At 39.9% G+C, this 12,492-nt stretch carries 14 protein-coding genes; 13 read left to right on the top strand and 1 reads right to left on the bottom strand.

Going from position 1 to position 12,492, the window contains the following annotated elements; all coding sequences use genetic code 11:
• Positions 1 to 130 precede the first annotated feature (130 nt).
• On the bottom strand, positions 131 to 1,288 hold the full coding sequence (gene nagA, locus MKX83_RS20770) for an N-acetylglucosamine-6-phosphate deacetylase (RefSeq protein WP_341057572.1): 1,158 nt from the start codon (positions 1,286 to 1,288) through the stop codon (positions 131 to 133).
• A 238-nt stretch (positions 1,289 to 1,526) separates the two neighbouring features.
• Between nagA and hprK the strand changes: the two genes are divergently transcribed.
• From hprK to hisIE, 13 genes are all read left to right on the top strand, one after another.
• Positions 1,527 to 2,462, top strand: coding sequence for an HPr(Ser) kinase/phosphatase (gene hprK / locus MKX83_RS20765; RefSeq protein WP_095371874.1), 936 nt, complete (start codon positions 1,527 to 1,529; stop codon positions 2,460 to 2,462).
• A gap of 34 nt (positions 2,463 to 2,496) precedes the next feature.
• Positions 2,497 to 3,333, top strand: a complete 837-nt coding sequence (lgt, locus tag MKX83_RS20760) for a prolipoprotein diacylglyceryl transferase (RefSeq protein WP_095371875.1) — start codon at positions 2,497 to 2,499, stop codon at positions 3,331 to 3,333.
• Between the two features lie 27 nt (positions 3,334 to 3,360).
• Complete coding sequence (locus MKX83_RS20755) at positions 3,361 to 4,299, top strand: nucleoside recognition domain-containing protein (protein WP_095373601.1); 939 nt, start codon at positions 3,361 to 3,363, stop codon at positions 4,297 to 4,299.
• Complete coding sequence (gene ppaX / locus MKX83_RS20750) at positions 4,292 to 4,942, top strand: pyrophosphatase PpaX (protein ID WP_307318858.1); 651 nt, start codon at positions 4,292 to 4,294, stop codon at positions 4,940 to 4,942. Before MKX83_RS20755 ends, ppaX begins: the two co-directional genes overlap by 8 nt.
• Positions 4,939 to 5,442, top strand: coding sequence for an acyltransferase (locus tag MKX83_RS20745; protein ID WP_095371877.1), 504 nt, complete (start codon positions 4,939 to 4,941; stop codon positions 5,440 to 5,442). The genes ppaX and MKX83_RS20745 overlap by 4 nt, the downstream gene beginning before the upstream one ends.
• A gap of 579 nt (positions 5,443 to 6,021) precedes the next feature.
• A complete protein-coding gene (locus MKX83_RS20740) occupies positions 6,022 to 7,203 on the top strand; it encodes an ATP phosphoribosyltransferase regulatory subunit (protein WP_095371878.1) in 1,182 nt (393 codons plus the stop codon).
• Positions 7,200 to 7,844, top strand: coding sequence for an ATP phosphoribosyltransferase (hisG, locus tag MKX83_RS20735; protein ID WP_095371879.1), 645 nt, complete (start codon positions 7,200 to 7,202; stop codon positions 7,842 to 7,844). Before MKX83_RS20740 ends, hisG begins: the two co-directional genes overlap by 4 nt.
• A gap of 2 nt (positions 7,845 to 7,846) precedes the next feature.
• Positions 7,847 to 9,136: a histidinol dehydrogenase gene (gene hisD, locus MKX83_RS20730; protein WP_340976468.1), complete on the top strand. Its 1,290-nt coding sequence runs from the start codon at positions 7,847 to 7,849 to the stop codon at positions 9,134 to 9,136.
• Positions 9,133 to 9,720, top strand: coding sequence for an imidazoleglycerol-phosphate dehydratase HisB (hisB, locus tag MKX83_RS20725; protein WP_095371881.1), 588 nt, complete (start codon positions 9,133 to 9,135; stop codon positions 9,718 to 9,720). Before hisD ends, hisB begins: the two co-directional genes overlap by 4 nt.
• Positions 9,721 to 10,359 (top strand): imidazole glycerol phosphate synthase subunit HisH, encoded by a 639-nt coding sequence (hisH, locus tag MKX83_RS20720; RefSeq protein ID WP_095371882.1) that lies wholly within the window; start codon positions 9,721 to 9,723, stop codon positions 10,357 to 10,359. It abuts the gene before it with no gap.
• Complete coding sequence (gene hisA / locus MKX83_RS20715; protein WP_341057564.1) at positions 10,356 to 11,087, top strand: 1-(5-phosphoribosyl)-5-[(5-phosphoribosylamino)methylideneamino]imidazole-4-carboxamide isomerase; 732 nt, start codon at positions 10,356 to 10,358, stop codon at positions 11,085 to 11,087. Before hisH ends, hisA begins: the two co-directional genes overlap by 4 nt.
• Positions 11,077 to 11,835 carry an imidazole glycerol phosphate synthase subunit HisF gene (hisF, locus tag MKX83_RS20710; protein ID WP_095371884.1) on the top strand — a complete coding sequence of 253 codons (759 nt, stop codon included), beginning with the start codon at positions 11,077 to 11,079 and terminating at the stop codon, positions 11,833 to 11,835. The genes hisA and hisF overlap by 11 nt, the downstream gene beginning before the upstream one ends.
• On the top strand, positions 11,832 to 12,470 hold the full coding sequence (gene hisIE / locus MKX83_RS20705) for a bifunctional phosphoribosyl-AMP cyclohydrolase/phosphoribosyl-ATP diphosphatase HisIE (RefSeq protein ID WP_095371885.1): 639 nt from the start codon (positions 11,832 to 11,834) through the stop codon (positions 12,468 to 12,470). Before hisF ends, hisIE begins: the two co-directional genes overlap by 4 nt.
• Positions 12,471 to 12,492 lie beyond the last annotated feature (22 nt).

Here is a 12,492-nt window from a genome sequence, read left to right as displayed (position 1 = left end):
TTCCTGCTTTTTTGAGCTTAAAATCTAATAACACCTTCGTTTCAAGCAAAAACCACGTCGACTACCAAAGAGCCTATAAATCACCGTACAATATAGAATAGTCTTTGAATCCCAGGGCAGAATGCCTTAATTACATCCTTTCACCTTTACAAAAGGTATCTATTACATTTAATTCCCTATTTAAAATCACTAAATCAGCTTCCTTGCCACGATCGATACTACCGATGCAATGAAACTGTCCGATTTTCTTTGCTGGGTTGACGGTAGCCATATGGACGGCTTCATGCAAAGCGATATCAGTAAAATGTATCATATTTTTAATCGCATCATTCATCTTTAGTATACTTCCAGCAAGCGTTCCATCGACTAATGTCGCTACACCTGATTGCAGATGAACTGTTTGTCCACCTAACTCATATTCTCCATCTTCCATATGCTTTGCCCTTATACTGTCAGTAATTAATATCAGGCTTTGATATCCTTTAACCTTCAACAGCAGTTGAATCATTTTTGGGCTAATATGTAGACCATCAGCGATGATTTCGGCAGTAAAGGAATCAAGCAAAAGTGCGGCACCTGCTGTCCCAATTTCGCGATGATGTATGCCGAGCATACCATTGAATAGGTGAGTCATATGGGATACGCCGTAAGAATGAACGGTTTCGACTTGTTCGTAAGTAGCTTCTGAATGACCAATTGATGGGATGGCTCCGTCTGCAATTATTTGTTGTAATAACCTTTGGCGTGGATCCATTTCGGGTGCATATGTAACCAGTTTTATTTGACCTTGAGCGAGTGATTGCCAGTAGGAAAATAAATGGGGATTGGACTCTTGTATATCTGCTTTTGGCTGTGCACCTGCCTGATGTAGATTGATAAAAGGGCCCTCTAGATGTATGCCAAGAATTTTTGCCCCTTTATAAGAATGAAAATGGGCGATGCTTTCAATGGCTTGACTTATTTTTTTTGTTGGAGAAGTAATGGTTGTTGCTAAGAAACTTGTTGTTCCTTCTTTAGGTAATATTTGTGAAATGGTCTTTAAGGCAGTGACTGTCCCATCCATTGCATCCGCACCAGCCACACCATGTATATGGAGATCAATAAAGCCAGGACTTATATAGCTACTGTTTTTTAAATCATAAATGTAATCGTAGCGAGTAGTCTGTGGACATGAAGCCATTTCACCGAAATCTTCAATCAGATGGCCATTTAATGTCAGATAACTGTTTGGTGAAACATAATGTTGAAAAATAATATCGGCATTAATAAAAAGGGTCTTCTTATCCATTAACTAAAATCCCTCCCTTTTGTTCAATGTATTGATTAGTCATTCTCTCCATTTATTTCGTTTCAGTGTATAATAAACAACGAGAGTCGACAATGATATGGAACGGGTTTTTTCGTATACAATGACAGTTTCAATTTAAAGCGTTTGGTTCTCGCGTAAAAAGTGCTAAAATAAAAAACGTATCAGATGAGAATGGATGAAAGAAGAATAGATAACTACAGGATAAGGAGGGGTAAGAGTGGCAAAGGTTCGCACAAAGGATGTTATCGAAAAATTCGGGTTAGAATTACTAAGCGGTGAAGAAGGTATCAACCGTCCGATTGTTACGAGTGATATTTCTCGACCAGGCCTTGAATTGGCTGGCTATTTTGATTATTTTCCGGCAGAACGCATACAATTATTAGGGAAAACAGAACTGTCATTTGCTGAAAAACTAAATGACGAAGAGAGAGAAGCAAGACTGGAGATGCTATGCTCTGACATTACTCCAGCAATCATTATTACGAGAGAGCTAGAAGTACCAGAAGAATTACTTGAAGCGGCTGAAAGAGAAGCCGTACCGATTTTAAGAACAAAGCAAAAAACGACGCGTTTTTCTAGCCTTTTGACGAATTTCCTAGAAAGTAAGTTAGCCCCTACTACTGCCATTCATGGAGTGTTAGTCGATATATATGGCGTGGGAGTCCTCATTACAGGAAAGAGTGGTGTCGGTAAGAGTGAGACGGCATTAGAACTTGTCAAAAGAGGACATCGCTTAGTAGCGGACGATTGTGTAGAAATTAGACAAGAAGATGAGGACACATTAGTCGGTAGTGCACCAGAACTCATTGAGCATTTATTAGAAATTCGGGGACTCGGTATTATTAATGTCATGACTTTATTTGGTGCAGGTGCCATTCGCCGATTTAAAAAGATTTCTCTTGTGATGGACTTAGAAATATGGGATGCTCAAAAACAGTATGATCGTTTAGGTTTAGAAGAAGAAAAGATGAAAATTATTGATACGGAGTTAATTAAAATGACCATTCCTGTCCGCCCAGGTCGAAACTTAGCGGTCATTATCGAGGTAGCGGCAATGAATTTTAGATTAAAGCGTATGGGTGTAAATGCAGCAGAGCAATTTACAAATCGTTTAACGGATGTAATTGAAGATGGCGATCATGAAGATCGTTGAGATTTATTAATACATAATTAAAGGAGATATGACTATGTTGTTAACAGTGGCGCCAATTGATCCGGTTGCCTTTAGTTTAGGGCCATTGTCTGTTAGATGGTATGGCTTAATCATCGGTATCGGCATTGCACTCGGTCTTATTTTGGCGATGAGAGAGTCAGAGAAAAGGGGACTAGGTAAGGATTTATTTGCTGATTTATTGTTATGGGCTATTCCGATTTCGATTATTTGTGCAAGGATTTATTATGTAATCTTTGAATGGGACTACTATTCTCAGTATCCAGGTGAAATCATTAAAATTTGGAACGGAGGCATCGCCATTCACGGTGCATTAATCGGAGCAGTTGTCACTGCGATTATTTTTGCAAAGAAGCGTGGTGTATCCTTTTGGCAATTAGCGGATATTGCTGCACCTAGTATTATTCTCGGTCAAGCCATTGGACGTTGGGGGAATTTCGTCAACCAAGAGGCGCATGGTAGTGAAGTAAGTCGACAATTCTTAGAAAACATGCATCTACCAGAATTCATTATTAACGGGATGTATATTAATGGGGCTTATTATCATCCGACATTTTTATATGAGTCAGTTTGGAATTTCGCTGGATTTGCACTGCTACTACTACTAAGACGTGCTAATTTAAAAAGAGGGGAATTATTCCTTAGCTACGTGATTTGGTACTCTATCGGTAGATACTTTATCGAGGGAATGAGAACCGATAGCTTAATGGTGACTGAAATGTTAAGAGCAGCGCAAATGCTATCGATCATATTAATAGTTGGGGCTATCGTAATTATTATATATAGAAGAGTAAGTGGGAATGCAAAAGAGAGGTATTTAGATCCTCCACAGAAACAAGCAAAAGCAAAGTAAGGGCCAGCAGAGGGGGAGTACCAGGTGATACATTCTGTTAAAGCAGGATTAAAGGTTGGTTTTAAGACGACTTGGACATTGGGGAAAATTATCTTTCCTGTTACGTTAATTGTGGCGTTATTGCAACATACGCCAGTTTTACCATGGGTGATTGAATTAATCGCACCGATTATGGGAATATTTGGTCTATCGGGGGATGCGGCCATTCCTTTAGTTTTAGGAAACTTCTTGAATGTTTATGCTGGTATTGGTGCGATTCTCACGTTGGATTTAACCGTTAAAGAAGTATTTATATTAGCAGTCATGCTGTCGTTTTCTCATAACTTACTGATTGAAACAAGTGTAGCCATGAAAGTAGGCGTTAAACTATGGATTGTGCTCGCTGTTCGGCTCGGTTTAGCCTTTCTATCGGGGATTATTATTAATCTCGTTTGGAATGGCGGTTCAGAGATGGCAGAGTATGGTTTTGTTGGAGCAAGCGAAGAAACGATTGAAGGCATATGGCCAATTGTATGGAATGCAGTAGAAAAAGCAGGTCTTGGTATTTTTCAATTAGCGATCATTGTAATTCCATTAATGGTAATCGTACAGATTATGAAAGACCGTAAATGGCTTGCAGTATTTTCTAAATGGATGGCTCCATTAACAAGAAAGCTAGGGATGAGAGAAAATACATCGACAACTTTAGCATCAGGATTATTGTTTGGCTTAGCATTTGGAGCCGGTGTGATGATTCAAGCAGTAGAAGAGGATGGCGTTAGTCAAAAAGATGTCACTTTAGCGTTTATTTTCTTAGTAGCTTGTCATGCGGTTGTTGAGGATACTCTTATCTTTATACCTTTAGGAATACCTGTGTTACCCCTTCTTCTTATTCGCGTCGTAGTCGCTGTGATTTTAACAATGATTGTCGGGATGATTTGGAGGAAGCTTGAAGCAACACCGAGAAAGGAAGCGTATTATGGCTAAAATTGATACAATATTATTCGATTTAGATGGAACGTTAATAGATACGAATGAACTAATTATCTCTTCATTTTTGCATACATTAAATCATTATTATCCAGATAGCTATCAGCGTCAGGATGTACTACCTTTTATGGGTCCAACATTAGTCGAGACATTTACATCAATTGATAGTGACCGTGCGGATGAGATGGTTCATATGTATCGTACATTTAATAAAGAAAACCATGATGTATTAGTGAAAGAGTTTTCAGGTGTGTATGAGACGGTCCGCACACTAAAGGAATCGGGTTATAAATTGGGCATCGTAACAACAAAGATGCTAGACGTTGTTGAAAAGGGTTTACGCTTAACAAAGCTGGATGAATTTTTTGAAGTGATTGTTGCCCTTGATCATGTAGAAAAGCCGAAACCGGATGCTGAGCCTGTTTTAAAAGCATTATCACTATTGGACTCAGAACCACATGAAGCCATCATGATTGGTGATAATCATCATGATATTATAGGTGGCAGAAATGCAGGGACGGTGACAGCAGGTGTTGCTTGGTCAAGTAAAGGAAGGGATCATCTTCTTCAATTCGATCCTGACTATATGTTAGAGACAATGCCGGATTTATTAACAATCTTAGAGGAATTGAACAGATGAGGAGAACCGAACGCTATCCTGTTGAAGGAGCGAACTCCCTTTGGCATGTGTATAAAACGGTCCCTTTTTTGAAAGTAGTAAAGAACTTTGTTGTGATTCAGCTGGCACGCTATACCCCGTTCTTAGGGATGAAAAGCTGGCTTTATCGTACCTTTTTACGGATGAAAATCGGTGAACAGACGTCATTTGCGCTTATGGTAATGCTCGATGTCATGTTCCCAGAGAAAATCAGTGTGGGGCGCAATAGTGTGATTGGATACAATACTACTATTTTAGCCCATGAATATTTAATTAAAGAATATCGCCTGGGAACTGTAGAAATCGGTAACGAAGTCATGATTGGTGCCAACTGCACGATACTTCCAGGAATAGTAATCGGAGATGGTGCGATTGTTTCCGCTGGTACACTTGTACATAAAGACGTACCCGCTGGTGCTTTCGTCGGTGGTAACCCAATGCAAATCATATTTACAAAAGAAGAAATGGAACAACGGTCATAAGCATCTGCTAACTTCGCTTTCGAAAAGAAAGTGGGATAGCGGATGTTTTTTTGTTACGGATGATGGTAACAAGAAAAAAAGACTACAGTACGTAAAAAGATTTTTACGGAGAGATTCAGCACCAAGGTGCCATGCTATCACATGACATGAAGATTCACCAGTTTCGTGAGGTCGCTCGAAGCTGAGAGCAACGCAAAAGAGAAATTCCTACTGACCGTTTAGATTATCGTAAATAAGGACCTGATTCTCTCGTCCCCCTTTTTAGCAATGAAACGAGCTTTTGCACTCCTCCTGTTTTATTTTCTCACACCTGCTCCTCTAAAGATAAGGACGTCGAACAAAAGTAGAACCAGAACCCTCCATTATCGTAAACGCCCTGAAGTTGTGATATGCCAACAGGCGGAATCATTACATCCCCCATTAGAATATTTTAGATTACATCCCTTTGTTGTGGATTTCTTTCATTTTTCTCAAAATTAAGTGTTTAGGGTTGACGTTTAAAGGTGAGAAGCGTACACTACTAAGTAACTTCAATTTATTAGCATGGTAGCGAACTAAAGTAAAAATGAGGTGAACGGGTTGAGTCGGTTATTTATGTTTGAAAAGCCTTTAGGCATGAGGGATACATTGCCTAATCTATATATGATGAAAGAAGAAGTACGGGTGACAATGGCCAATGAAATGAAACGCTGGGGCTATCAATTTATTGAAACTCCTACGTTGGAATATTACGAGACAGTTGGTACAGCTTCAGCTATTCTCGATACACAATTGTTTAAACTGCTGGATCATGAGGGACATACACTTGTACTAAGACCAGATATGACAGCCCCTATTGCTCGTGTGGCTGCGTCTAAGTTATTAAAGGAAAAGTTGCCACAGCGTTTAGCTTATTCAGCTAATGTGTTTCGGGCACAACAGCGAGAAGGTGGACGGCCGGCAGAATTTGAGCAAATCGGTGTCGAATGTATTGGTGATCCAACAGTTAGTGCGGATGGAGAGTGCTTAGGATTAATATCCTCCGCTCTAATGAAAACAGGATTGGAGCAGTTCCAGATTTCCGTTGGTCATATTGCCTTTGTAAGGAGTTTTTTCCAAGAGATACTCGGTACAGATGAAAGAGTGGAGCAATTGATGCGATTCCTCTATGAGAAAAATTATGTTGGTTATCGTGTACATGTAGATCAGCTATCATTGTCATCTATTGATAAACAAAGGTTAAAACAGTTTCTAAAATTAAGAGGCGGACCAGAAGTCATTAAGGAAGCAGAAGACTTATTAGAGTGTAACGCAGGCGTTGAAGCGTTAAATGAATTGAAAACCTTATGGGGAATTATAGCTGACTATCAACAGGATGCCCTCATAAAATTAGACCTAACATTAGTCAGTCATATGAGTTATTACACAGGTATTGTTTATGAAGTGTATGCAGGTAATGTTGGTTTTCCAATTGGCAGCGGTGGGCGGTATGATTTATTACTAGAAAAGTTTGGGAAAGCCAAAAGTGCAACTGGCTTTGCCATTCGATTAGATCATTTACTTGAATCGTTAGACAAACCATTTGAACAACCACCTCTTTCCTGTATTGTGTTTAGTTTAGAAAGAAGGAAAGAAGCTTTTATGTTAGCTGAACAGCAACGACTTGAAGGGAAGAAAGTCGTTTTGCAAGATATTAATGGCGTAGAAGATATTGATGCTTGTTCAGCACTTTATGAAGATATCACTTATTTAGTTGGTAAACAGAAGGAGGGATCGCGATGAAGGATTGGTTAACAGTTGCGATGCCAAAAGGAAGAATTTTTACTGAGGCAGTGGAGATGTTGAGAATGGCTGGCTTCGAGTTGCCTCCTGAATTCGATGATTCGCGGAAATTAATTATCGATGTACCTGAAGAGTGTTTCCGCTTTATTTTAGCTAAACCGATGGATGTGCCCACATATGTGGAATATGGTGTTGCCGATCTTGGAATAGCCGGGAAAGATGTCATGCTTGAAGAAGAACGTGATGTATATGAATTGCTTGATCTACAGATTAGTGCTTGCTATTTAGCAGTTGCTGGCTTGCCTCATACGCAAATGAATGATGTCGCACCGAAAATCGCTACGAAATACCCGAATGTAGCAGCAGCGTATTTCCGTGAACAAGGCGAGCAAGTCGAGATTATTAAATTGAACGGTTCGATTGAATTGGCACCGCTTATTGGTTTAGCTGATCGGATTGTTGACATTGTTTCTACAGGAAGAACCTTAAAAGAAAATGGATTAATAGAATATGAAGACATCGTCAATATTACATCAAGGCTCATCGTCAATCCGGTTAGTTACCGCATGAAAGACGCACGTATAAGTGATGTGGTTGAGAGACTGACAGAAGTGATCGAGCAGGAAAAGGTGGTTAAGTAAAGGTGGACATATTAAAAGTAACAAACGACCTTTCTATCAAGCGTTCCATTGACGGTGGTACAGAAGAACAAAGGCAAACAGTAAAGGAAATCATAGCAGCTGTACGTCAAGAAGGTGATCAAGCGGTCATTCGTTATACAGAAAAATTTGATGGGATTCTATTAGATGATTATCAAGTGAAAGCAGCAGAAATAGACCAAGCTTATAAAGAATTATCTAAAGAAACCATTTCAATTATAAAAGAAGCAGCAGAAAATATAAGAAACTATCATATGAAGCAATTGCAAAATTCATGGATGACGACTGAAGTCGATGGCACCTTGCTCGGACAAAAAATAACGCCGCTTGATTCTGTTGGTGTATACGTGCCTGGTGGGAAAGCTGCTTATCCATCTTCTGTGTTAATGAATGTTTTGCCGGCAAAAGTAGCAGGAGTAGAAAGAATTGTGATGGTTTCTCCTGTAGAGCGTAAAACAGGAAAAATACCAGCTGCTGTCCTTGTTGCAGCGAATATTGCCGGGGTAACAGATATATATAAAGTAGGTGGAGCTCAAGCGGTAGCTGCACTTGCCTATGGTACAGAGACAATTGCACCAGTGGATAAAATAACAGGCCCAGGTAATATTTACGTCGCATTGGCGAAGAGAGAAGTGTATGGTGAGGTCGATATCGATATGATTGCTGGACCAAGTGAAATTGCTATTCTTGCTGATGACTCAGCAATTCCAACTGAAGTAGCAGCAGACTTATTATCACAAGCAGAACATGATGAAATGGCTTGTAGCATCCTTGTTACGAATAGCGAACAACTCGCTAACGAAGTTGCCATCGAGGTGGAAGAACAGTTAGCTACTCTACCAAAATACGATATTGCCAGCCACTCGATTCAACAATTTGGTCGTATTTATGTGACAGAGACGATAGAAGAATCGATAGCAGTGATTAATACAATTGCTCCTGAACATTTGGAGGTTTTAACAGTCAATCCATTATCACTTTTAGGAGCTATCCGCCATGCAGGTGCAATATTCTTAGGTAGATATAGCCCTGAGCCTGTTGGTGATTATTTTGCTGGTCCTAATCATGTCTTACCAACTAACGGCACAGCAAGATTTTCAAGCCCGTTGAATGTGGATGATTTTCGAAAAAAATCGAGCATTATTTACTACAGTGAAAGTAGATTTACAGCAAATGCGGAAAAAATCGCTTCATTTGCAAGACTAGAAGGTTTAGAAGCTCATGCAAGATCGATTGAAAAAAGACTCCAAAGTGAAAGGAAAGAAGGGAAATGACAAGAACGGCTGAGTTGCAAAGAAAGACTAATGAAACAGAAATTCAACTATCACTCAATATTGATGGAGAAGGAACAAGTGATTTGGAGACAGGCGTTCCTTTTATGACACATATGCTTGATTTATTTGCTAAGCATGGGCAATTCGATTTAACGATTGATGCAAAAGGCGATGTCGAAATTGATGATCACCACACGACAGAGGATATAGGGATTTGTCTCGGGCAGGCATTGCGAGAGAGTCTTGGTGAAAAAAGAGGAATTAAAAGGTACGGCAATGCCTTTGTTCCGATGGATGAAGCGCTAGCACAAGTGGTTGTCGACTTAAGTAATCGACCACATTTGGAAATGCGTGCTATCTTTCCTAATCAAAAGGTAGGTACATTTGATACCGAACTAGTGCATGAATTCTTATGGAAATTCGCACTTGAGGCGAGAATGAATCTTCATGTGATCGTTCACTATGGTCAGAATACCCATCATATGATTGAAGCAGTCTTTAAGGCACTAGGTCGAGCCTTAGATGAAGCAACAACGATTGATCCAAGAATAAAAGGCATTCCTTCCACGAAAGGGATGTTATAAATGATTGCGATCATTGATTATGGAATGGGAAATTTATTCAGTGTCAGTAAAGCACTGGAAAGGTTAGGCGAACCTTATCTTATTACAAATAAAAAGGATGAGATTCTTTTAGCCGATGGTGTGATTGTCCCTGGAGTTGGAGCAATTAGTGATGCCATGCGACTTTTAAATGAGACGGGTATAGCAGATGTTCTCAGAGACTATGCAGCTAGTGGTAAACCAATATTAGGCATTTGCCTAGGGATGCAATTACTGTTTGAAGCAAGTGAAGAAAACGGTGGATGCCGTGGATTGGGATTGCTTCCTGGAACGGTTGTGAAAATACCTGGTGTAACAAATCAAGGTGAAATGTATAAAGTCCCGCATATGGGCTGGAACTTATTACAGTTACGACGACAATCACCGATTTTAAAGGATGTCGAAGAGGGGTTTGCATATTTTGTTCATTCTTATTATGTAACAACAAAGACAGATGAAATTATTTTGGCCGATAGCTTATATGATGTTTGTGTCCCAGCAGTTGTAGGAAAAAATAATGTCTTTGGTACTCAATTTCATCCGGAAAAAAGCAGTATGACTGGCATGAAAATCTTAGAAAACTTTACAGTGCTTGTATCAGAAGGGGTGAGTTTAAAATGAGTCTGACCATCTATCCTGCGATTGATATGCGGGGCGGGAAATGTGTTCGTTTATTACAAGGCGACTACGATAAGGAAACGGTATACGGGGACTCTCCTTTTGATATGGCAAAAACCTTTGTAGAAGATGGGGCTAGCTGGGTGCATATGGTGGACCTCGACGGAGCAAAAGCCGGTAAACCGGAGAACGATCGTTATGTCATTCAAGCAGCAAAGCAGTTAAATGCAAATATCCAAATTGGTGGCGGTATTCGGACCGAGGAAGATATACATTTTTATCTAGATGCTGGGGTCTCAAGAGTAATTATCGGCAGTGTAGGCATTTCAAACCCTAAATTTGCTATTGAAATGATTAAGAAGTATAAAGAGCGTATTGTTATTGGTTTAGATGCTAAAGACGGTTTTGTTGCAACAAATGGCTGGTTGAATACATCACAAGCAACCGCAGTTGAGGTAGGCAAACAATTCGCTGACGTCGGTTGCGAAACGTTTATTTTTACAGATATTGCTACAGATGGTACGTTATCTGGGCCGAATATTATAGCAACTGTCCAATTAGCACAAGCGACAGGAAAAGAGGTCATCGCTTCTGGTGGAGTCAGTTCTCTTGCTGATTTAAAATTAATTAACCAAGCAGGTATTCCTGGAGCTATTGTAGGTAAAGCCATCTATGAGGGGCGTTTTACTGTGAAGGAAGCATTGGAAGGGGGGACTTTTCGTGCTTACTAAACGAATTATTCCTTGTCTCGATGTAAAAGAAGGAAGGGTCGTAAAGGGTATCCAATTTGTTCAATTAAGAGATGCAGGTGACCCGGTGGAATTAGCACGTTTTTATGACGAGCAAGGAGCAGATGAACTTGTATTTCTTGATATCTCTGCTTCACATGAGGGAAGAAAAACAATGGTTGATGTTGTTCAAGCAGTAGCGGCAGAACTAGCCATCCCTTTTACAGTTGGTGGTGGTATTCATACACTTGATGATATGAAGAAGATTCTTCGAGCGGGTGCAGATAAAGTCTCATTAAATACGGCAGCTGTCAATCGGCCAGAGTTAATTACAGAAGGTGCTGATTTTTTTGGGGCACAATGTATGGTTGTCGCTGTCGATGCTAAGTACGATCAAGATTGCGGTACATGGGTTGTTTATACACATGGTGGAAGAGTAAAAACAGAGTGGAAAGTGCTTGATTGGGTTAAAGAAGCTGTGCGAAGAGGTGCTGGTGAAATTCTTCTCACAAGCATGGACTGTGATGGTGAAAAGAAAGGCTTTGATATTGCCTTAACAAAAGCTGTAAGTACGGCAGTAACTGTTCCTGTCATTGCTTCAGGAGGTGCAGGGGGAGCTAGTCATTTTTCTGATATATTCCTTGAAGGTAAGGCAGATGCAGCCCTCGCTGCTTCTATTTTTCATTATAAAGAAACTTCCGTCGCAGAAGTGAAGGCATATATAAAAGATAAGGGAGTGTATGTAAGATGATTGATCAAGTGCAATTCAATGATCAAGGCCTTGTGCCAGCAATTATCCAAGATAGTGAAACGAAAGAAGTCTTAACGCTTGCGTACATGAATAAAGAATCTTTAGCAAAGACGATTGAAACAGGGGAAACTTGGTTTTTCAGCCGTTCACGCAAAGAACTTTGGCATAAAGGTGAAACCAGTGGTCACACGCAAAAGGTCGTAGAAATGAAGTGGGATTGTGATCAGGATGCCATTTTAGTACAGGTCTTACCAAATGGTGTTGCCTGCCATAAAGGAGAAGTTAGCTGCTTTCATGAAACGATTTATACGGGGGAAGAGCAAGCTGAAATTGCAGATTATCAAATTCTAAAACGGTTGGAAGAAGTTATTGCTGAGCGCGAGCAGGCACGTCCTGAAGGAGCTTATACGACCTATTTATTCGAGAGTGGTGTCGACAAAATATTGAAGAAAGTCGGTGAAGAATCTGCAGAAGTAATCATTGCAGCTAAAAATCGTGATCGTGAAGAACTTAAATGGGAATCTGCGGATTTACTTTACCATTTAATGGTGCTTTTACGTGAACAAGAACTGCCTTTTGCCGAAGTATTAAACGTCTTGAATAAAAGGCATGAAGAGAAGAAGCCAGTTTCATAAATGATAGAATGGGACGATTTCT

This window comes from Cytobacillus sp. FSL M8-0252 (assembly GCF_038007345.1).
GTDB classification, from domain to species: Bacteria; Bacillota; Bacilli; order Bacillales; family Cytobacillaceae; genus Cytobacillus; species Cytobacillus kochii.
This window is presented reverse-complemented; position numbering and strand designations above follow the sequence as displayed.

What these genes read in the sequence shown, in the direction of transcription:
- nagA (WP_341057572.1), bottom strand. Translation starts at nt 1,288, where the DNA reads ATGGATAAGAAGACCCTTTTTATTAATGCCGATATTATTTTTCAACAT.
- lgt (WP_095371875.1), top strand. Translation starts at nt 2,497, where the DNA reads ATGTTGTTAACAGTGGCGCCAATTGATCCGGTTGCCTTTAGTTTAGGG.
- ppaX (WP_307318858.1), top strand. Translation starts at nt 4,292, where the DNA reads ATGGCTAAAATTGATACAATATTATTCGATTTAGATGGAACGTTAATA.
- MKX83_RS20745 (WP_095371877.1), top strand. Translation starts at nt 4,939, where the DNA reads ATGAGGAGAACCGAACGCTATCCTGTTGAAGGAGCGAACTCCCTTTGG.
- hisG (WP_095371879.1), top strand. Translation starts at nt 7,200, where the DNA reads ATGAAGGATTGGTTAACAGTTGCGATGCCAAAAGGAAGAATTTTTACT.
- hisB (WP_095371881.1), top strand. Translation starts at nt 9,133, where the DNA reads ATGACAAGAACGGCTGAGTTGCAAAGAAAGACTAATGAAACAGAAATT.
- hisH (WP_095371882.1), top strand. Translation starts at nt 9,721, where the DNA reads ATGATTGCGATCATTGATTATGGAATGGGAAATTTATTCAGTGTCAGT.
- hisA (WP_341057564.1), top strand. Translation starts at nt 10,356, where the DNA reads ATGAGTCTGACCATCTATCCTGCGATTGATATGCGGGGCGGGAAATGT.
- hisIE (WP_095371885.1), top strand. Translation starts at nt 11,832, where the DNA reads ATGATTGATCAAGTGCAATTCAATGATCAAGGCCTTGTGCCAGCAATT.